17 protein-coding genes and 1 pseudogene are annotated in these 18,373 nt (G+C 75.6%); 7 read left to right on the top strand and 11 right to left on the bottom strand.

What is annotated here, in order from left to right; translation table 11 throughout:
* Window positions 1-58 precede the first annotated feature (58 nt).
* The gene (locus tag ACIP60_RS01035; protein ID WP_400678786.1) at window positions 59-1,210 is read left to right on the top strand and encodes a trans-sulfuration enzyme family protein; all 1,152 of its coding nucleotides are present in this window, start codon (window positions 59-61) and stop codon (window positions 1,208-1,210) included.
* An 8-nt stretch (window positions 1,211-1,218) separates the two neighbouring features.
* On the opposite strand, the gene ACIP60_RS01030 is transcribed toward ACIP60_RS01035, so the two are convergent.
* The 4 genes from ACIP60_RS01030 to ACIP60_RS01015 form a co-directional block, all read right to left on the bottom strand.
* Window positions 1,219-2,031 (bottom strand): DUF1028 domain-containing protein, encoded by an 813-nt coding sequence (locus ACIP60_RS01030; protein ID WP_400678785.1) that lies wholly within the window; start codon window positions 2,029-2,031, stop codon window positions 1,219-1,221.
* A 229-nt stretch (window positions 2,032-2,260) separates the two neighbouring features.
* The gene (locus tag ACIP60_RS01025; protein WP_400678784.1) at window positions 2,261-2,572 is read right to left on the bottom strand and encodes a GNAT family N-acetyltransferase; all 312 of its coding nucleotides are present in this window, start codon (window positions 2,570-2,572) and stop codon (window positions 2,261-2,263) included.
* An 18-nt stretch (window positions 2,573-2,590) separates the two neighbouring features.
* Window positions 2,591-3,217, bottom strand: coding sequence for an FMN reductase (locus ACIP60_RS01020; protein ID WP_400678783.1), 627 nt, complete (start codon window positions 3,215-3,217; stop codon window positions 2,591-2,593).
* Window positions 3,214-4,302 (bottom strand): LLM class flavin-dependent oxidoreductase, encoded by a 1,089-nt coding sequence (locus tag ACIP60_RS01015; protein WP_400678782.1) that lies wholly within the window; start codon window positions 4,300-4,302, stop codon window positions 3,214-3,216. The genes ACIP60_RS01020 and ACIP60_RS01015 overlap by 4 nt, the downstream gene beginning before the upstream one ends.
* Before the next feature lie 242 nt (window positions 4,303-4,544).
* Here ACIP60_RS01015 and ACIP60_RS01010 point away from each other — a divergent pair, with 242 nt between their 5' ends.
* On the top strand, window positions 4,545-5,207 hold the full coding sequence (locus ACIP60_RS01010; protein ID WP_400678780.1) for a TNT domain-containing protein: 663 nt from the start codon (window positions 4,545-4,547) through the stop codon (window positions 5,205-5,207).
* A gap of 154 nt (window positions 5,208-5,361) precedes the next feature.
* Here ACIP60_RS01010 and ACIP60_RS01005 read toward each other — a convergent pair.
* Window positions 5,362-5,883, bottom strand: a pseudogene (locus ACIP60_RS01005) (PadR family transcriptional regulator); the annotation flags it as partial.
* Between the two features lie 284 nt (window positions 5,884-6,167).
* On the opposite strand from ACIP60_RS01005, the gene ACIP60_RS01000 reads away from it, so the two are divergent.
* Window positions 6,168-7,043, top strand: coding sequence for a S1 family peptidase (locus tag ACIP60_RS01000; RefSeq protein ID WP_400678779.1), 876 nt, complete (start codon window positions 6,168-6,170; stop codon window positions 7,041-7,043).
* Between the two features lie 99 nt (window positions 7,044-7,142).
* On the opposite strand, the gene ACIP60_RS00995 is transcribed toward ACIP60_RS01000, so the two are convergent.
* The 3 genes from ACIP60_RS00995 to ACIP60_RS00985 all read right to left on the bottom strand — a co-directional run bounded on the left by ACIP60_RS00995 (window position 7,143) and on the right by ACIP60_RS00985 (window position 9,831).
* Entirely contained in the window at window positions 7,143-9,146 is a 2,004-nt protein-coding gene (locus tag ACIP60_RS00995) for an FAD-dependent oxidoreductase (protein WP_400678777.1), read from the bottom strand.
* Window positions 9,147-9,244: 98 nt separating this feature from the next.
* On the bottom strand, window positions 9,245-9,463 hold the full coding sequence (locus tag ACIP60_RS00990) for a hypothetical protein (RefSeq protein ID WP_400678776.1): 219 nt from the start codon (window positions 9,461-9,463) through the stop codon (window positions 9,245-9,247).
* A 107-nt stretch (window positions 9,464-9,570) separates the two neighbouring features.
* Window positions 9,571-9,831, bottom strand: a complete 261-nt coding sequence (locus ACIP60_RS00985; RefSeq protein WP_100839727.1) for a hypothetical protein — start codon at window positions 9,829-9,831, stop codon at window positions 9,571-9,573.
* A 116-nt stretch (window positions 9,832-9,947) separates the two neighbouring features.
* On the opposite strand from ACIP60_RS00985, the gene ACIP60_RS00980 reads away from it, so the two are divergent.
* Complete coding sequence (locus ACIP60_RS00980) at window positions 9,948-10,340, top strand: RNA-binding S4 domain-containing protein (RefSeq protein ID WP_400678774.1); 393 nt, start codon at window positions 9,948-9,950, stop codon at window positions 10,338-10,340.
* Window positions 10,341-10,386: 46 nt separating this feature from the next.
* On the opposite strand, the gene ACIP60_RS00975 is transcribed toward ACIP60_RS00980, so the two are convergent.
* The gene (locus tag ACIP60_RS00975; RefSeq protein ID WP_400678772.1) at window positions 10,387-10,905 is read right to left on the bottom strand and encodes a histidine kinase; all 519 of its coding nucleotides are present in this window, start codon (window positions 10,903-10,905) and stop codon (window positions 10,387-10,389) included.
* A 176-nt stretch (window positions 10,906-11,081) separates the two neighbouring features.
* Here ACIP60_RS00975 and ACIP60_RS00970 point away from each other — a divergent pair, with 176 nt between their 5' ends.
* Window positions 11,082-11,504 (top strand): YchJ family protein, encoded by a 423-nt coding sequence (locus ACIP60_RS00970; RefSeq protein WP_400678770.1) that lies wholly within the window; start codon window positions 11,082-11,084, stop codon window positions 11,502-11,504.
* Between the two features lie 7 nt (window positions 11,505-11,511).
* Here the strand turns inward: ACIP60_RS00970 and ACIP60_RS00965 are convergent, their stop codons facing one another.
* Both ACIP60_RS00965 and ACIP60_RS00960 read right to left on the bottom strand, forming a co-directional pair.
* Window positions 11,512-12,543 carry a GNAT family N-acetyltransferase gene (locus ACIP60_RS00965; protein ID WP_400678769.1) on the bottom strand — a complete coding sequence of 344 codons (1,032 nt, stop codon included), beginning with the start codon at window positions 12,541-12,543 and terminating at the stop codon, window positions 11,512-11,514.
* Between the two features lie 100 nt (window positions 12,544-12,643).
* Window positions 12,644-13,579, bottom strand: a complete 936-nt coding sequence (locus ACIP60_RS00960) for a polysaccharide deacetylase family protein (RefSeq protein ID WP_400678768.1) — start codon at window positions 13,577-13,579, stop codon at window positions 12,644-12,646.
* A gap of 243 nt (window positions 13,580-13,822) precedes the next feature.
* Between ACIP60_RS00960 and ACIP60_RS00955 the strand changes: the two genes are divergently transcribed.
* Together ACIP60_RS00955 and ACIP60_RS00950 are read left to right on the top strand one after the other, a co-directional pair.
* Window positions 13,823-16,312 carry an ATP-dependent Clp protease ATP-binding subunit gene (locus ACIP60_RS00955; protein WP_400678767.1) on the top strand — a complete coding sequence of 830 codons (2,490 nt, stop codon included), beginning with the start codon at window positions 13,823-13,825 and terminating at the stop codon, window positions 16,310-16,312.
* A 261-nt stretch (window positions 16,313-16,573) separates the two neighbouring features.
* Window positions 16,574-18,334, top strand: coding sequence for a choice-of-anchor P family protein (locus ACIP60_RS00950; RefSeq protein WP_400678766.1), 1,761 nt, complete (start codon window positions 16,574-16,576; stop codon window positions 18,332-18,334).
* The last annotated feature ends 39 nt before the right edge of the window (window positions 18,335-18,373 follow it).

Genomic DNA, 18,373 nt, shown 5'->3' with positions numbered 1-18,373 from the left:
CCGAATCATCTGCCGTCACTCTGGCCATTCGACGCCCACCCGTTCACCATCGAGCGCCATGAGCCGACTCGACACCCGAGCCGTGCACGCCGGCCGCGACGACCTCGCCGGACTCGGCACGCACGTCCCCCCGCTCGACCTGTCCACCACCTACCCCGTACCGGACCTCACCACCGGCGGCGACGCCTACCAGGCGCTGGCGACCGGCGGACGCCCGCCCGCCGAGGGCGGCCTGGTCTACCAGCGGCTGTGGAACCCCACCGTCGCCCGCTTCGAACAGGCGCTGGCCGAACTGGAGGGCTGCGCCGAGGCGGTGGCCTTCTCCTCCGGCATGGCCGCGCTCTCCGCCTGCCTGCTCGCCGCCGCCGCGGAGGGCCGCCGGCACGTGGTGGCGCTGCGCCCGCTGTACGGCGGCTCCGACCACCTGCTGGACTCCGGCCTGCTCGGCACCGAGGTGACCTGGGCCGCCCCCGGCACGCTGGCCGCCGCGCTGCGCCCCGACACCGGGCTCGTCCTGGTCGAGACCCCCGGCAACCCCACCCTGGACCTGCTCGACCTGGCCGCGACCGCCGAACGCTGCGGCGGCGTCCCGCTGCTGGTCGACAACACCTTCGCCACCCCGGTCCTGCAGAACCCCGCCGCGTTCGGCGCCACCCTGGTGCTGCACTCGGCGACCAAGTCGATCGGCGGCCACGGCGACGTGCTGGCCGGGGCGGTGGCCTGCACCGCCGCCTGGGCGGAGCGGCTGCGCCGGGTCCGGGCCGTCACCGGCGCCGTCCTGCACCCGCTGGCCGGCTACCTGCTGCACCGCGGCCTGCAGACCCTGCCGCTGCGGGTGCGCGCCGCCTCCGCCTCCGCCGCCCGGATCGCCGACTGGCTGGCCGAACAGCCCGAGGTCGCCGCCGTGCACTACCCGGGCCGCTCCGGCTCGCCGCTGCTCGGACGCCAACTCCGGGGCGGCGGAAGCACCCTGGCCTTCGAGGCGGCCGGCGGTCACCCGCACGCCGCGGCGATCGCCGAGCACTGCGAACTGATCACCCACGCGGTCTCGCTCGGCGGCGTCGACACCCTGATCCAGCACCCCGCCTCGCTCACCCACCGCCCGGTGGCCGCCGCGCACAAGCCCGCCGGGGCCGTCCTGCGGCTCTCCGTCGGCCTGGAGGACCCGGACGACCTGATCGCCGACCTGGCCAAGGCACTGCTGCGCTGAGCGGGCCGTCACCGCACCCCGGAGGCCGCCCGCAGGTGGTCGAGCACCAGCGGGTCTATCCGGCCCTCGGCGAGGCGGCCCTCCAGGTTCTCCACCCCGGCCCAGCGGTCCAGCGAGTCGTACCCGAGCCCGCCCAGCAACCGCCGCACCTCCTCGGCCAGTTCACCCTCCAGCGGGAGCAGCTCGGCCAGGTCGGACACCCCGTGCAGCACCTCGTGGACGGCCAGCAGCCGCCCCAACTCGCCCACCGGGTCCGGGTGGTCGTCCACCCGCAGGTCGTACGCGAGGTCGCCCCACCCGCCGACGCCCTGGCCCGGGTCCACCACGTACAGCGCGGCGCCCTGCCGCCCGCGGGCGTCCCCGCCCGCCGCGTCCCCGGCCGCGAGGGCGGCCACCAGCCGTTCGGCGAACGGCAGTTCGGCGGAGGCCAGCCATGCCGCGGCCATCTCCCGCACCACCTCGGGCCCGGTCAGGATGTTCCCCTGCACCGCGTACCCGTCCCCAGCCAGACCCCCCGCCCAGGGCAGGCACTCCTCCCCCGTGTACGTCTCCGCCCGCCCGTCCGCCCCGACCACGCCCAACTGCCGGTGCGCCCGCCGCTCGTCGGCCGCCAGCAGCGCCGCCACCGCCTCCGCCGGCGAGGCCCCGCTGCGCAGCATCGCCATCCCCTGCGGCCGGTACGCCAGATTGGCCCACGCCTGCGTCGCCAACGCCCCGACCCCCGCCTCGGCCGCGGGCACCAACGCCCCCACCGAGAGGAACTTGCTCGCCACTGCCACACCGAGCGCACTGCCCTGCCGGGCCACGATGGAAAAGGTCACGACCGGCGACGATAGCCCTCCCCGAGCGGTTCGTCCACGCCCCGCAGCCCCCCGGCAAGGCCCGGCACGACGCGTGACAGGGGCGCGGGGACCTGCGCGCCGCGGCAGGAGCACACCGGCCAGGTCGCGCGACCGTGCAGGACACCGTCCTGCGTCGCGATCCGGCTGTGCGTGCCCGCCCTGGCGCGCAGGTCCCCGCGCCCCTGGTTCCGCCGTCAGGCGTGTGCGCTCAGAGGTCGAACGCGGCGCGCTTCTCCTCCGGCACCAGCGTCACGTACTCCGGGTGCTTGGCGATCCAGCCGCGGATGAACGGGCAGTACGGCAGGACGTTCGCGCCGCGGTCGCGGACGGTGTCCAGCGCGGCGCGGGCCAGCTTGCCGCCCAGGCCCTGGCCCTCGAAGGCGGGGTCGATGACGGTGTGGACGAAGGCGAACGTCCGTCCCTCGTCGCGGAGTTGGTACTCGGCGAAACCGGCGGGGCCGGCGTCGGTGCTGATCTCGAAGCGGGACTGCTCGGTGTTGTCGTGGATTCGGGGTTCCATCGGTGTCTGCTCCTCGGGTCAGTGGGCGCGCAGCGCCGCGAGTTGCCGGGCGAAGGGGACGACCTGCTCGGTCGGCCGGGTGCGGGGGGTGGCGGGCCGGCCGGCGAGGCTCTCGGCGAGTTCGCCGGCCGCCCGGGCGATCCGTCCGGCGAGCGAGCCGTCGCCGCCGCCGTCGGCGCCCCAGTCCTCGGAGGCGGCGAAGACGGCGGTGGGGACGACGGCGGCGCGCAGGTAGGAGAACAGCGGGCGCAGGGCGTGTTCGAGGGCGAGGCTGTGCCGGGCGGTGCCGCCGGTGGCGGCGATCAGCACGGGCTTGCCGGTCAGCGCGTCCCTGTCGAGCACGTCCACGAAGGACTTGAACAGCCCGCTGTAGGAGGCGGAGAAGATCGGCGTGACGGCGATCAGCCCGTCCGCCTCCTCGACCGCCCGCACGGCGTCGCGCAGCGCGGGCGGCGGGAAGCCGGTGACCAGGTTGTCGGCGATGTCCCGGGCGAGTCCGCGCAGTTCGACCACCCGGACGTCGACCTCCCGGCCGGCCGCGCGCAGGTCGCGGGCGGTGGCCTCGGCGAGGCGGTCGGCGAGCAGCCGGGTGGAGGACGGGACGCTCAGGCCGGCCGTCACCACGACGAGGTTGAGGGTGTTCACGGGGTGGTCACCTCCTCGCGGGCGGCGACCCGCGCGGCGTGGGTGGGGCCGTCGGGCACCTGCGCCGGGCGGCCGGCGGCGAACTCCTTGCGCAGCACCGGGACGACCTCCTCGCCGAGCAGGTCGAGCTGTTCCAGGACCGTCTTGAGCGGGAGCCCGGCGTGGTCCATCAGGAAGAGCTGGCGCTGGTAGTCGCCGAAGGTCTCGCGGAAGGCGAGCGTCTTCTCGATGACCTCCTGCGGGCTGCCGACGGTGAGCGGGGTCTGCTCGGTGAACTCCTCCAGCGAGGGGCCGTGGCCGTAGACCGGGGCGTTGTCGAAGTAGGGGCGGAACTCGCGGACCGCGTCCTGGGAGTTGGCGCGCATGAAGACCTGCCCGCCGAGGCCGACGATCGCCTGCTCGGGGGTGCCGTGGCCGTAGTGGGCGTAGCGCTCCCGGTAGAGCTCGATCAGGCGCTGGAAGTGCTCCTTGGGCCAGAAGATGTTGTTGGCGAAGAAGCCGTCGCCGTAGTAGGCGGCCTGTTCGGCGATCTCGGGGCTGCGGATGGAGCCGTGCCAGACGAACGGCGGGGTGTCGTCGAGCGGGCGCGGGGTGGAGGTGAAGGACTGCAGCGGGGTGCGGAAGCGGCCCTGCCAGTCGACGTTCTCCTCGCGCCAGAGCTGGTGCAGCAGCGCGTAGTTCTCGATCGCGAGCGGGATGCCCTGGCGGATGTCCTTGCCGAACCACGGGTAGACCGGGCCGGTGTTGCCGCGGCCCATCATCACGTCGACCCGGCCCTCGGCGAGGTGCTGGAGCATCGCGAAGTCCTCGGCGATCTTCACCGGGTCGTTGGTGGTGATCAGCGTGGTGGAGGTGGAGAGGATCAGCTTCTCGGTCCGGGCCGCGACGTAGCCGAGCATGGTGGTCGGCGAGGACGGGACGAACGGCGGGTTGTGGTGCTCGCCGGTGGCGAACACGTCGAGCCCGACCTCCTCGGCCTTGAGCGCGATGGCCACCATGGCCTTGATCCGCTCGTGCTCGGTGGGGGTCCGCCCGGTGGTGGGGTCGGTGGTCACGTCGCCGACGCTGAAGATGCCGAACTGCACCGTTCTCAACTCCTTCGAGGTTGATTCAACATTCAACCACTCGCGACAACGGGACGCCACTCCGACCTATTCCCGCCACCGCGCTCCCGGGGTTGACCGAATCGCCGACACTCTCAGCAGTCGTCCGGACACGCAGAGTTGACCGATCGTCCGCTCGTCCGCTTACCTGATGTGCGGCACCGGACGCGGACGGTCACCCCGCCGCGCCGGAGCCCTCCCGCGTCCCGCCCGACCGTCCCGGAGTGTCCGTGCGCCTGCGCCAGTTCCTCGCCCCGCTCGTCGCCGCCGTCGCCCTGTTCGCCACCGCCGCGCCCGGCGCGTCCGCCGCCCCCGTCGAGGTGCGGATCGGCCTCGGCCTCGGCACCGAGTGCTCCGCCGCCTTCCGGCACGACGACGCCCGCCTCGGCCCCGACCGGCTGCCCGACGCCGGGCCGGTCGGCCGCCAGCTGTTCGGCTACCTGCGCACCGGGCTGCTCGGCGAGCAGCAGTTCCTGAGCACCTACTACGACAGCGCGGCCGGCAGCTGGAAGTACCCGCCCTCCGACGGCTACCTGCTGCTGCCCGACGGCACCCCGATCGAGGGCGAGACCACCCTGCGGCCCGGCCAGGCCGTCGACCGCTACGGCAGCGAGTACGGCGCGTTCCTCGCCCCCGAGGGCCTGCCGTACGCCAACCGCTCGATCCCGCCGTCCAGCCTGGACGGCAGCCCGGCGGCCGGGTGCAACTACCACGACTACCGGGTGCTCAAGCCGTTCGAGGTGCACTCCGGCCCGATCGCGCCCTGGTTCGGCCAGCCCGGCCTGGGCCTCCAGTACCAGCTGGACGGCGCCCTGGTGCCGGGCGCGCCGAGCCGGCTGAACATGGCCTGGCTGGTCGCCAACGGCTACCTCGACCGGATCATCTGACGCCGCCCCCGGCCGGGCCGGCACCGCCCGGGCCCACACCGCCGCCCCCGGCCAGGCCCGCACCGCTCCCGCCCGGACCGACGCCCTCCCCGGACAGGCCCGCACCGCCCCCGCCCGGACCGACGCCCTCCCCGGACAGGCCCGCACCGCCCCCGGCCCGGCCGGCCAGCGCCTCGTCCAGCCAGGCCAGCCAGAACGACTCCAGCTGGATGCCCGCCCGCAGCACCAGGTGCTGCGGGCGGTTCTCCGTCCCGGCCCGCTCCGGCGGGAAGTCCCGCCGCTCGATCTCCAGGTACTCCGCCAACTGCGCCCGGTGCAGCTCGCGGTGCCGGGCCAGCTCCGCCTCAAGCCCGCCCGCCCCGAGCACGGCGGCCGCCCGCAGCCGCAGCAGCAGCGGGTCGCGGACCGGCTTCGGGTCCTGCGCCAGGGCGGTCCACCGGGCCAGTTCCGCCCGTCCCTCCGGCAGCACCTCGTACTCCTTGCGCTGCCCCCGCCCGGCCCCCGGCCCGGACGCCCGCACCAGCCCCTCGCGCTCCAGCCGCCCCAGTTCGCGGTAGATCTGCTGGTGGGTGGCCGACCAGAAGAACCCGATCGACCGGTCGAACCGCCGGGTCAGCTCCAGCCCCGAGGACGGCTTCTCCAGCAGGGCGGTGAGGATCGCGTGCGGCAGTGACATGCGGCGATCGTACGGGTGGGGCCGGTCCGGACCGCGGCGCGGGCCGGGCGGCGCGCGGTGACGGGACGCCAAGTGCGGCCCGTCGCAGTGGCGTTGACGCCGGGCCGCCGGGCGGGAAAACTCTTGCGGGGTCTTGCGCAGCCCCGCCGGCGGTCCGCATACTCCCGGATAGCGCCTGTCAGGAGCACATCAAAAACCGGCCCATGAGGCCGGTCCCGATCGCTCCTGCCCGCGCCTCACGGCCCCTACCCCAGGGCCTCTCCCACTCCCCCAGGAGGAGATCTGTGAGGACCACGCGCACCACCTCCCGCCCGCGCCGCACCGGCGGCCGCCTGCTCGCCGTCGCCGCCGCCCTCGCGGCGGCGACCGCCCTCGCGGTGCCCGCCGCCGGGGCCGCCACCCCGGCGCCGGACGCCGCGACCCTGGCCCGGGTCAGCGACTCGGTCGAGCTCAGCGGCGTCAACGGCATCGCCTGGCACACCGACACCGCCACCGGACGGATCGTGGTGACCGCCGACAGCACCGTCACCCCGGCCGCGCTGGCCCGGCTCACCGCGGCCGCCGGGGCGGACGCCGCCCGCCTCAAGGTCGAGCGCACCTCCGGCACCTTCAGCCCCAAACTGTCCGCGGGCGCCGCGATCTACGGCGGCGGCTACCGCTGCTCGCTGGGCTTCAACGTGGTCAAGGGCAGCACGTACTACTTCCTCACCGCCGGGCACTGCGGCAACATCGCCAGCACCTGGTACACCAACTCCGGCCAGAGCACGGTGGCCGGCACCACCGCCGGCTCCAGCTTCCCGGGCAACGACTACGCCCTGGTCCGCTACACCAACACCTCGCTCAGCCACCCGGGCGGCTTCACCGCCGCCAACGCCGTCGTCGGGGAGTCCGTCAAGCGCACCGGCTCGACCACCGGCACCCACAGCGGCAAGGTCACCGCCCTGAACGCCACCGTCCGCTACTCCGACGGCGGCACCGTCAGCGGCCTGATCCAGACCACCGTGTGCGCCGAGGGCGGCGACTCCGGCGGCCCGCTGTACGACGGCACCAAGGCGCTGGGCCTGACCTCCGGCGGCAGCGGCGACTGCACCTCCGGCGGCACCACGTTCTTCCAGCCCGTCACCGAGGCGCTGTCGGCGTACGGGGTCTCGCTCTACTGACCCCGGCGCGGGCCCGCCCCACCGGGCCCGCCGCACGCCCGGCCCGACGCCCGCCCGACGCCCACCGGAGCCCCGGCCCCGGTGGGCGTCGGCGCGCGCTCAGAGCGCGGCGGCCAGCCGGGTGCCCTGGTCGATGGCGCGCTTGGCGTCGAGTTCGGCGGCCACGTCGGCGCCGCCGATCAGGTGCGGTTCGACGCCGCGCCCGCGCAGCGCGTCGAGCAGCTCGCGGCGGGGCTCCTGGCCCGCGCACAGCACCACGGTGTCGACCGGCAGGACCTGCTCCTCGCCGCCCACGGTGACGTGCAGGCCCGCGTCGTCGATCCGGCGGTACTCGACGCCGGGGACCATCACCACGCCGCGGTGGCGCAGTTCGGTGCGGTGGATCCAGCCGGTGGTCTTGCCCAGGCCCGCGCCGACCTTGCCGTCCTTGCGCTGGAGCAGGAAGACGCTGCGCGGGCTCGCGGCCCGGACGGGGGCGGCCAGGCCGCCGGGGGCGGTGTGCTCGCGGTCGACGCCCCACCGGGCGAGGAAGTCGGCGCCGCTGCCCGGGTCGGTGAGGTACTCGGCGACGTCGAAGCCGATGCCGCCCGCGCCGATCACCGCGACCCGGTCGCCGACCTCGGCGCCGTCGCGCAGCACGTCCAGGTAGCCGAGCACGCTGGGGTGGTCGACGCCGTCGATCTCCGGGACGCGCGGGGTGACGCCGGTGGCCAGCACCACCTCGTCCCAGCCGGTCAGGGTGTCCGCGTCGGCGACCGTCCCGAGCCGCAACTCGACGCCGGTGCGGGCGAGTTCGTGCCGGTAGTAGCGCAGCGTCTCGTCGAACTCCTGCTTGCCGGGCACCCGCCGGGCGACGTTCAGCTGCCCGCCGATCGCGTCGGCGGCGTCGAACAGGGTGACGTGGTGGCCGCGGTCGGCGGCGGAGGTGGCGAAGGCGAGGCCGGCCGGTCCGGCGCCGACCACGGCGATCCGCTTGGCCCGGCGGGTGGGGGCGAGGACGAGTTCGGTCTCGTGGCAGGCGCGCGGGTTGACCAGGCAGGAGGTGATCTTCGCGCTGAAGGTGTGGTCCAGACAGGCCTGGTTGCAGCCGATGCAGGTGTTGATCGCCTCGGGGGCGCCGGCGGCGGCCTTGTTGACGAAGGCGGGGTCGGCGAGCATCGGCCGGGCCAGCGAGACCAGGTCGGCGTGGCCGGTGGCGAGCAGGTGCTCGGCGACCTCGGGGGTGTTGATCCGGTTGGTGGTGACCAGCGGGATGCCGACCTTCCCCATCAGCTTCTTCGTCACCCAGGCGTAGGCGCCGCGCGGCACCGAGGTGGCGATGGTGGGGATGCGGGCCTCGTGCCAGCCGATGCCGGTGTTGATGAGGGTGGCCCCGGCCGCCTCGACCTCCCGGGCCAGGCGGACCACCTCGTCGAAGGTGGAGCCGCCGGGGACGAGGTCGAGCATGGAGAGCCGGTAGATCAGGATGAAGTCCGGCCCGACCCGCTCGCGCACCCGGCGGACGATCTCGACCGGGAAGCGCATCCGGTTCTCGTAGGAGCCGCCCCAGTCGTCGGTGCGGTGGTTGGTCTGGGCGGCGACGAACTCGTTGATCAGGTAGCCCTCGGAGCCCATCACCTCCACGCCGTCGTACCCGGCGGAGCGGGCGAGTTCGGCGCAGCGCGCGAAGTCCTCGACGGTCCGCTCGATCTGCTCCGCGGTCAGCTCGTGCGGGACGTACGGGCTGATCGGGGCCTGGAGGGCGGACGGCGCGACCAGGTCCTCGTGGTAGGCGTACCGGCCGAAGTGCAGGATCTGCAGCGCGATCTTCCCGCCCGCGGCGTGCACGGCGTCGGTGATCGCCCGGTGCTCGGCGGCCTCGGCGGCGGTGGTGAGCTTGGCGCCGCCCGACCAGGGCCGGCCGGCCTCGTTGGGGGCGATGCCGCCGGTGACGATCAGGCCGACGCCGCCGCGGGCGCGCTCCGCGTAGAAGGCCGCCATCCGCGCGAAGCCGTCCTCGGCCTCCTCCAGCCCGACGTGCATGGAGCCCATCACCACCCGGTTCGGCAGGGTGGTGAAGCCCAGGTCGAGCGGGGCCAGCAGGTGGGGGTACGCAGCAGTCATCGACGCCTCCGGTCGGGATTTGTTACCCAACGGTAGGGCGCGGTGGACCAGCTATGCAACTAGTTGCACAAACGCGGGCGGACCGGCGGCTCCCCCCGTCACCGCCGCCGCCCCCGCCGGGTGCCCTCCGCCCACCGGACGGCGGGGACGGCCAGCGCCAGGAAACCCGCCGCGGCCACCGCCACGGCCGCCCAGGCGATCCAGGCCCGCCCGGGGCCGAGCCCCGCGAGCCAGAAGTGGTGGGCCGCGGCGAACGCGGCGCAGAACGCCGACATGCCGGCCGTCACGGCCGTGAGCCGGACCTGGTACGAGGCCATCACCCCTCCTCGGGTTCGACGTGCGGCACGGGTCCGCGGGGCGGCGGCCCGGCGGCCGCGCCCCGCGGACGGTGTCGGTGTCGGTGTCACGCGGCTGCCCGGGCGGGTCACCCGTGCCGGGGGTGGCCCGCGTCGCCCCCCACCACGACCCGGTCGGCGCCGGGTTCCTCGGACCGCTCCACTATGGTCACGTCGACCTCCCCGTCCCCGGTGGTGTCGAACTGGTAGAGGTCGGCCTTGCCGTCGCCGGTGGTGTCGGTCAGCCAGACGTCGGGCCTGCCGTCACCGTTGGTGTCGGCGCTGAGCAGGAGGTGGTCCTCGCCGCCCTGGGTCTCGATCGGCTCTTCGGTGCGCTCAGTGGTGTCCATGGCCCCCGGCTGCCCCCGGGCCACCGGGCGAAACGGCCTGACCCGGCATCAGCCCGCCCCCGCCCCCGTCCCCGCGTCCGGACCGCCCGGGCCGGGCCCGGCGTTAGAGTCGTGGCATGAGTGCGGACGAGACGAGCGCGCGGATCGACAGCTGGATCTGGGCGGTCCGGCTGATCAAGACCCGCTCGGCGGCGGGCGCGGCCTGCCGGGCCGGGCACGTCAAGCTGAACGGGGCCACCGCGAAGCCCGCGCAGCACGTCAAGGCGGGTGACGACGTCCGGGTCCGGATCGAGGGCCGGGAGCGGATCGTCCAGGTGGTGCGCCCGATCGCCAAGCGGGTCGGCGCGCCCGTCGCCGAGACCTGCTACGTCGACCACAGCCCCCCGCCGCCGCCGCGCACCGAGCGCCCGGCCGCCGTCGCCCAGCGCGACCGGGGCGCCGGGCGGCCGACCAAGCGCGAGCGGCGCGACCTCGACAGGCTCAAGGACGGCTACCGGCCGTACTTCTGAGCCCCGCCCGCGCCCCGCCCCCCGGCAGCGGCCCGCTCCACGCGGCTCACTCCCCGTCGGCCGGCTCCCGGTCGGCCCGCTCCTTGGCGACCCGGACCTGCTCGGCGAACTGCTCGGCGGAGATCCGCTCCACCGCGGCCCCGTACTTCGCGGCCAGCGCGTCGGCGGGCCCGGTCTCGTCCTCGACCAGGTCGACCACCAGCAGGGCGCGGCCGTTCTCGACCCGCGAGGAGAGCACGATCAGGCCCGCGCCGCCGTCGGTGATCTCGGCCTGCTCGGCGGCGTTGCCGATCGCCGCGCCCGCGGCGAAGCCCAGCAGCACGCCGATCGGGCCGCCGAGCAGCCCGACCAGGCCGCCGACCAGGCCGGAGCCGACGGTGGGGACGCCCGCGCCGCGGATGTGGCTCTCCGGGACGTCGAGGATGCCCTCCGCGTCGCGCTCCAGCACCGCGACCTGCCGGGCCCCGGGCAGGTGCATCGCGTCCTCGTAGGCCAGGCGGCACCGCGCCCGGTCCTCGAAGCCGAGCAGCAGCACGTTGTGGTGGTGGTCGTGGTGGTCGCTCATCGCGGTTCCCTTCGCCTTGCCGACAGTCGTCCCGCCCCGGCGCGCCGCGCCGGACACAGCACGGGCCCATCCTGCCCGCGCCGCCCGGACCCATGCCCGCGCCGCGCCGCCGGGAGCGGGCCCACGGCGGCGGCCGCACCGCCGGGCCCCCGGGCGGAGCGGCGATAATGGACCCCATGGCCCGCCGACGCACCCCCGCCCCCGCCGCTCCCGCCGCCCCCGCCGACTGCCCGTGCGGCCTGCCCGCCCGGTACGCCGACTGCTGCGGCCGGCTGCACCGCGGCGAGGCCGCCGCGGGCAGCGCCGAGCAGCTGATGCGCTCCCGGTTCAGCGCCTTCGCGGTCCACGACGAGCCGTACCTGCTGCGCTCCTGGCACCCGGACACCCGGCCCGCCGCGGTGGACTTCGACCCCGCGCTGCGCTGGGAGCGGCTGGAGATCCTCGGCTCCGGCGAGGGCGGCCCGTTCCACACCGAGGGCACCGTCGAGTTCCGCGCCCACTACCTGGAGGGCGGCCGGCCCGGCGCGCTGCACGAGCGCAGCCGCTTCGTCCGCCACCGGGGCGAGTGGGTCTACCTGGACGGCGACACCACGCCCTGACGGCCCGTCAACCGCCTTTCACCAGACGGTGCTTGAGGCCGAGCAGCGCCCCGCCCGGGCCGCGCGGGCGCAGCCAGCCGGTGTCCGTGCGGTCAACGGCGCCGAAGCGGTACTTGTACGGTTCGGCGCCGCGCAGGAAGTCGAAGGTGCGCACGCCCTCGGCCGCGCAGGCGCGGATCGCCGCGTCGACCAGCGCGGTGCCCAGCGAGTCGGCGGCGAAGCGCGGGTCCCAGCCGGTCTGGTAGTAGGCGAACCGGTCGGCCCAGCGGAAGCCGTACAGCACGCCCACCACCTCGTCCCCGCGCCGGGCGAGCTGGAAGGCCGGTCCGCGCCCGGGGGCGGAGCCCTGCACCAGCAGCCGGTGCAGCGGCAGCCGGTCGGCCCCGAAGCTGCTGGCCCCGCCCGCGGCGGCCTCCCGGCGCAGCCGGTGCAGGCGCAGCAGTTCGTCCAGCAGCTCGGGCCGGGCGGCGGCGGGCGGCAGCCAGTGGAAGTCGATCCCGGCCGCGGCGAGCCGCCGGTGGGCGCGCCGGTTGGCGGCCCGGAAGTCCCGCGAGCCGAGCCGGTCGGGCCCGGCGGTGAGGTCGGCGCGCGGGCAGGCGGTCCGGGCCACCGGGCGGGCGCCGACGGGCGGCAGGCCGGCGTGCGCGGGGTCCAGGTTGGGCAGCCAGAGCGTCTCGCGCCGGGCCCGGTCGGCCAGCCAGGCGGCCACCTCGGCCCGCCGGTGCGGGCGGGCGGCGGGCCCGCAGTGGTCGGCGGCGCCGGGCCCGGCGCCGAGCAGGGTGAGCACCGGCACCTCGACCGGCGCCCGCCGGTGCACCCGCAGCCGGGCGGCGCCGAGCGGCAGCACCGCCTCGGCCCGCCCGTCCGGGCCCCGCCACACCGCGACCTCCCCGGGCTGCCCGGCCCCCAGCGTGCGCCACCAGGCGAGCACCCAGTCCGGCCCGGCGAACCACGAGCCGTCCGGGTCTGCGGCGACCAACTCCCGCCAGTCGTGCACGAGTTCCCCGCCCAGTTCGGGCGTCCGGTGGATCTCCGGCACCGCCCCGCCCCCTCTCCCGCCCGTCACGTCCCGCCCCTTCCGCCCCGCACCGTCCGCCCCGGCCCCGACTGCTGTCAACCCTCGCTGCCCAAAGGGGAGTTCACCTCCCGCCGCGCAGCCGGTGCACGGCCGGGTGCAGTCCGGACAGGATGGTGTCGAAGCGGTCCCGGCCGGTGTGCGAGTTGACCCGCAGGCGGCTGATCCGCAGCCGGTGGGCCGGGGCGAGTTCGGCGTGCCGGTGGTCGAAGAGGAATCCGGTGCGGTAGCCGAGGGTGCGCAGGACCCGGTCGGCGCGCGGGTCGTAGTTGCCGTTCGGGTAGGCGAAGGTGGTCGGCGGGCGGCCCATCCACCGGGTCAGCCGCTCGTGTGCGCCCCGGAGTTGGGCGTCGACGTCGGCGTCGGCGCAGCGGTCCAGGCAGGGGTGGGAGGCGGTGTGGCTGCCGATCGCCACCCCGGCGTCGGCCAGGGTGTGCAGGTCGGCGCGGCTCAACTGCCGCTGCCGGGGCGCCTGCCGGGTCGCGGTGGCGCGCAACTCGGCGAGGGCGCGCCGCCGTTCGGGGTCGGCCAGGTCCTTGAGGCGGCGGACGGCCGCGGTCGGGCCGAGGCCGTGCAGCGGTTCGGCGCGGGCGCCGTGCCGGACCAGGTGGGCGGCCTCGGTCCACCAGTACGGCTGGTCGGTGCCGATCAGGTCGGTGATCACGTAGGCGGCGGCCGGGATGCCGAGCCGGGCCAGCACCGGCAGCGCCTCGGTGAGCACGGTGCGGTCGCCGTCGTCGAAGGTGACCAGCACGCTGCGGGCGGGCAGCGGGCGGCGGTGCTCGGCGGCCCGGGCGACCTCGTCCGGGCCGACCGGGCGGGCGGTGCGGGCCAGGCGTTCCATCTGGGCGCGGAACGCCGCCGGGTCGTCGACGCCGTGGTAGGCGAGCACGGCGAGGCGGCGGGCGGCGCGGGCCCGGAAGACCGGTTGCAGCGGGGAGCGCCGCAGCAGGGCGTCGATGTTCCGCCGTCCCCCGGTGGCACGGTCCGTCGTCGGCATGGCCGTCTCCCCTCACGGTGGTCACGGTGGCGCGTACGGGTGCCGCGGGCGGTCGGCCCGTCGGTCCGCCGGAGTCGAAGGTCATCAGAGTCCCATGAACGGGTAATGCCTGTCCCAAATTCACCGAAGCCCGCCGGGCGGGCCGGTCGCCACCTGTCCGGATCATCCGCTGAGCGGGACATACCACGCGTTGGCATAGTTCGGGGGGACCGCTGCCCGCCCGCCCAGGGGAGTGCCCGCACGATGACCATGCCCGGCTTCGGCTCCTTCGGTTCCGACGACGCCTTCTCGGAACTGCTCAACCGCTTCTTCGGCCTCAACCCGGCCGCGTCCCCGCCCGCCGTCCAGCGCGTCCCGATCGGGCGGCTGCTGACCGAGTCGTCCCGCGACCTGATCGCCCGCGCCGAGCTGCGCGCCCAGGAGGACGGCAGCACCGACCTGGACACCCCGCACCTGCTCTGGGCCGCCACCCGGGTCGAGCCGTCCCGCGGCCTGCTCGCCCAGTCCGGCGCCGACCCGGACCGGCTGGCCGCCGCGATCGAGCGCGGCCTGCCCGCGGGCGCGGCCGACCCCTCGGTCGACCCCGGCCTCACCCCGGCCGCCAAGCGGGTGCTGATCGGCGCGCACGCCCGCTCGCAGGCCGCCGGCGTCTCCTACATCGGCCCCGAGCACATCCTGGCCGCCCTGCTGGACGACCCCGACTCGGCGGCCGGCCGCCTGCTCGGCGCGCAGGGCGCCGACCCCTCCCGGCTCCAGCGCGGCGCCGAGGCCGCCGCCCGGGGCGAGCGCTCCCCCGCCAAGCCCGAGAGCAGGACGCCGACCCTGGACGAGTACGGCCGCGACCTCACCGAGGACGCCCGGATGGGCCGGCTCGACCCGGTGGTCGGCCGGGCCGAGGAGATCGAGCAGACCGTCGAGATCCTCTCCCGCCGGTCCAAGAACAACCCGGTGCTGATCGGCGAGCCCGGCGTCGGCAAGACCGCCATCGTCGAGGGCCTGGCCCAGCGGATCGTCTCCGGCGACGTCCCCTCCACCCTCAAGGACCGGCGGGTGGTCTCGCTCGACCTGTCCGGACTGGTCGCGGGCTCCAAGTACCGCGGCGAGTTCGAGGAGCGGCTGAAGAACGTCATCGACGAGGTCCGCGAGGCCGCCGACTCCACCGTGCTGTTCATCGACGAGCTGCACACCGTGGTCGGCGCGGGCGCCGGCGGCGAGGGCGCGATGGACGCGGGCAACATGCTCAAGCCCGCGCTGGCCCGCGGCGAGCTGCACGTCATCGGCGCCACCACCATCGACGAGTACCGCAAGCACATCGAGAAGGACCCGGCGCTGGAGCGCCGCTTCCAGCCGGTGCTGATCCCCGAGCCCTCGGTCGAGGAGACCGTGCAGATCCTGGAGGGCCTGCGCGACTCCTACGAGGCGCACCACCAGGTCCGCTTCACCGACGAGGCGCTGCGCGCCGCCGCCGACCTCTCCGACCGGTACGTCTCGGACCGCTTCCTGCCCGACAAGGCGATCGACCTGATCGACCAGGCCGGCGCCCGGGTCCGGCTGCGCGGCCTGGGCCGCTCCACCGAGGTGATCGGCCGCGAGGACGAACTGGCCAAGCTCCGCCGCGAGAAGGACGAGGCGGTCGCCGCCGAGGACTTCTCCCGGGCCTCCGAGCTGAAGGGCCGGATCGCCGACCTGGAGGCGCAGACCGCCGAGGTCGAGGAGCGCCGCGAGGGCGTGGTCTCGGTGACCGTCGACGACGTCGCCGACGTGCTCTCCCGGCAGACCGGCATCCCGGTCTCGCAGCTCACCGAGGACGAGAAGACCCGGCTGCTCAAGCTGGAGGACGAACTGCACGACCGGGTGATCGGCCAGGACCGGGCCGTGGTCGCGGTCTCCGAGGCGGTGCGCCGCAGCCGGGCCGGCATGGCCGACCCGGACCGCCCGGTCGGCTCGTTCCTGTTCCTCGGCCCGACCGGCGTCGGCAAGACCGAACTCGCCAAGGCCCTGGCCGAGTTGATCTTCGGCGACGAGGACCGGCTGGTCCGCTTCGACATGAGCGAGTTCCAGGAGAAGCACACCGTCTCCCGCCTGGTCGGCGCCCCGCCCGGGTACGTCGGCTACGAGGAGGCCGGGCAGCTCACCGAGGCCGTCCGCCGCCGTCCGTACAGCGTGCTGCTGTTCGACGAGGTCGAGAAGGCCCACCCGGACGTCTTCAACGCGCTGCTCCAGGTCCTCGACGACGGGCGCCTCACCGACGCCCAGGGCCGCACCGTCGACTTCCGCAACACCGTGGTCATCATGACCTCCAACATCGGCTCGCAGCTGATCCTCTCCCACCGGGGCGAGACCGAGGAGATCCGCGACCGGCTGATGGAGGAGCTGCGCGGGCGCTTCCTGCCCGAGTTCCTCAACCGGATCGACGACATCATCGTCTTCGACGCGCTGGGCGCCGACGACCTGATGCGGATCGTCGACCTGATGCTGGCCAACTCCGAACGCCGGGTGAGGGCCCAGGGGTTGGAGCTGGAGGTCACCGAGGCCGCCAAGGAGTGGCTGGTCGACAAGGGCCACCAGCCCGAGTTCGGCGCCCGCCCGCTGCGCCGCACCATCCAGACCCAGCTCGACAACCGGCTCGCCACCATGCTGCTCGGCGGCGACCTGCGGCCCGGCGACACCATCGTCGCCGACGCGCGGGACGGCGAACTGGTCTGCTCGATCGGCCGCCCCGAGCCCTCCTGACCCGCGCCGCCCCCCTTCCCGCCGCTCCCGGCTCCCCGGCTCCCCGGCTCCCCCGCTCCTCCGCTCCCCCGCTCCTCCGCGCCCCTGGGCTCGTAGCGGCACGCACCGGCTCGCACGGCGCGCGTGCGCGCGGCCGCACCGGCCGGGACGCCGCACGCCGGTGTGCGAAGGGCCCCCGGACCGGGACAGTGGCCGGGACGTCCGTCGCGTCGTCCCGGTGTGGCCGGGGCGAGCGGAGGGGCGGCACGAAAGGGGTGCGGGATGAGGGGTTACGGACCGAGGGGTGACGTGCCGGGGGCGGCCCGCGGACGGTGGCGGGGCCGGGCGGCGACGGCCCTGCTGGGCGTCGCCGCGCTGGCCGCCGGGACGCTGGCCGGGATCGGGCCGGCCGCGGCGAACGCGCCGGGGAACCCCGGCACGCCGAGCGCGCCGGTCACCGTGTTCACCGAGGACTTCGAGAACGGCCAGGGCCCGGCGGTCACGCTGCTGACCGACTACACCGGCGCCGCACCGGCCGCCGAGCAGTACACCGCCGACCCGGCCTGGCTGACCGCCTGCAACGGGCTGATCGTCTCCGCGCAGGGCCCGGCAGCCCCGCCGCCCGGCGTCTACTGCGGCAGCTACTGGGCCGCCAACAAGCAGATGGCCGCCGCGCTGGGCAGCTGGGCGGGCGGCGACGCCGCCACCAACCACTCGCTGACCGCCTACACCTCGGCCGACCCGGGCGCCGGGCGCACCGAGCTGGAGACCGTCCGGCCGGTCCCGCTGAGCGCGCAGAACCGCTTCCTGACCTTCTCGGTGGACGCGGCGGCCCAGAACTGCTTCGCCAGCCACCCGCTGCTCGCCTTCTACCTGCTCGACGGCGGCACCGCGCGGGCCGCGTTCAGCTCCCCCATCGACCCCTGCCAGGACCCCGGCCAGGTGATCGGCGGCACCTCGGTGGGCACGTACGCCAGCAACGGATCGGTCCTGTTCAGCGGCGACTCGGCCGGCATCCGGCTGGTCAACGAGCAGCCCAGCGGCGGCGGCAACGACGGCGCGATCGACAACATCCGGCTGCTGGACGCCACCCCGCAGCTCGACCAGTCCTTCGCCCCGGCCCAGCTGCCCGTGGGCGCGCCCGCCACGCTGACCTTCACCGTCACCAACACCGCCGAACTGGCCGCCAAGGAGGGCTGGTCGTTCACCGGGCAACTGCCCGCCGGGCTGGTCCTCGACCCCGGCAGCGCCACCACCGACTGCGGCTCCGGCACGGCCGTCGCGGACCCCGGGCCGGGCACCGTGACCGTGCACGGCGACCTGGCCGCCGGACAGCCGTCCTGCACGGCCACCGTCCGGCTCACCTCGCTCACCGGCGGCACCTACCGGGTGTGCGCGGCGGACGTCACCGCCCGGATCGGCCTCGACCCGCCCGGCTGCACCTCGGTGACCTTCACCGCGCCGGTCTTCGACGCCCGGGCGCACGGCGTGCGGCTCACCACCCCGCTGGGCGGCCTCGGCCCGCTGCCCGCCTCCGCCCACTCCTGCACCCCGCTGCCCGGCCAGGACGCGCACGCGGTGCTCAGCGCCGGGCTCGGCACCGTCGGCACCCTCGGCGTGCTCACCACCGACGCCTCCGGCACCGTCGACCCGGACGGCACCCGCACCGCGGCCGCCCACGCCCAGGTCACCGGGGTCAGCCTGCTCGGCGGGCTGGTCACCGCCGACCTGGTCGGCACCTCGGCCCGGGCCCGGCAGCCGCTCACCGCCACCGGCCCGGGAGCGGTCGAACCGAGCGGTACCACCACCCTGGTCAACCTCCGGGTCGCCGGGCTCCCCGTCGCCGCCGACGCCGCGCCGAACACCACCATCGGCCTCCCGCTGGTCGGCTCCCTGGTCGTCAACCAGCGGACCCCGCTCGCCGGGGGCCGGGGCGTCACCGTCACCGCGCTCTCGCTGACCCTGCTCACCGGGACCCGCCTGACCGTCGCCCAGAGCACCGCGGCCCTGCTCACCACGGCCGACACCTGCCCCGCCTCCTGACACCCCGCACGCGGAGCGGCCCCCGGCGCGTGCCGGGGG

The organism is Kitasatospora sp. NPDC088783 (assembly GCF_044750705.1).
Lineage (GTDB): Bacteria > Actinomycetota > Actinomycetes > Streptomycetales > Streptomycetaceae > Kitasatospora > Kitasatospora fiedleri.
The sequence above is the reverse complement of the archived record's forward strand: the minus strand, read 5'-3'. Positions and strand labels throughout refer to the sequence as shown.

Bases quoted from the DNA above. Each gene is read 5' to 3' on its own strand.
- ACIP60_RS00980 (WP_400678774.1), top strand. From the start codon at position 9,948: ATGAGTGCGGACGAGACGAGCGCGCGGATCGACAGCTGGATCTGGGCG.
- ACIP60_RS01035 (WP_400678786.1), top strand. From the start codon at position 59: ATGAGCCGACTCGACACCCGAGCCGTGCACGCCGGCCGCGACGACCTC.
- ACIP60_RS00970 (WP_400678770.1), top strand. From the start codon at position 11,082: ATGGCCCGCCGACGCACCCCCGCCCCCGCCGCTCCCGCCGCCCCCGCC.
- ACIP60_RS00985 (WP_100839727.1), bottom strand. From the start codon at position 9,831: ATGGACACCACTGAGCGCACCGAAGAGCCGATCGAGACCCAGGGCGGC.
- ACIP60_RS00975 (WP_400678772.1), bottom strand. From the start codon at position 10,905: ATGAGCGACCACCACGACCACCACCACAACGTGCTGCTGCTCGGCTTC.
- ACIP60_RS00960 (WP_400678768.1), bottom strand. From the start codon at position 13,579: ATGCCGACGACGGACCGTGCCACCGGGGGACGGCGGAACATCGACGCC.
- ACIP60_RS00990 (WP_400678776.1), bottom strand. From the start codon at position 9,463: ATGGCCTCGTACCAGGTCCGGCTCACGGCCGTGACGGCCGGCATGTCG.
- ACIP60_RS00995 (WP_400678777.1), bottom strand. From the start codon at position 9,146: ATGACTGCTGCGTACCCCCACCTGCTGGCCCCGCTCGACCTGGGCTTC.
- ACIP60_RS00955 (WP_400678767.1), top strand. From the start codon at position 13,823: ATGACCATGCCCGGCTTCGGCTCCTTCGGTTCCGACGACGCCTTCTCG.
- ACIP60_RS01025 (WP_400678784.1), bottom strand. From the start codon at position 2,572: ATGGAACCCCGAATCCACGACAACACCGAGCAGTCCCGCTTCGAGATC.
- ACIP60_RS00950 (WP_400678766.1), top strand. From the start codon at position 16,574: ATGAGGGGTTACGGACCGAGGGGTGACGTGCCGGGGGCGGCCCGCGGA.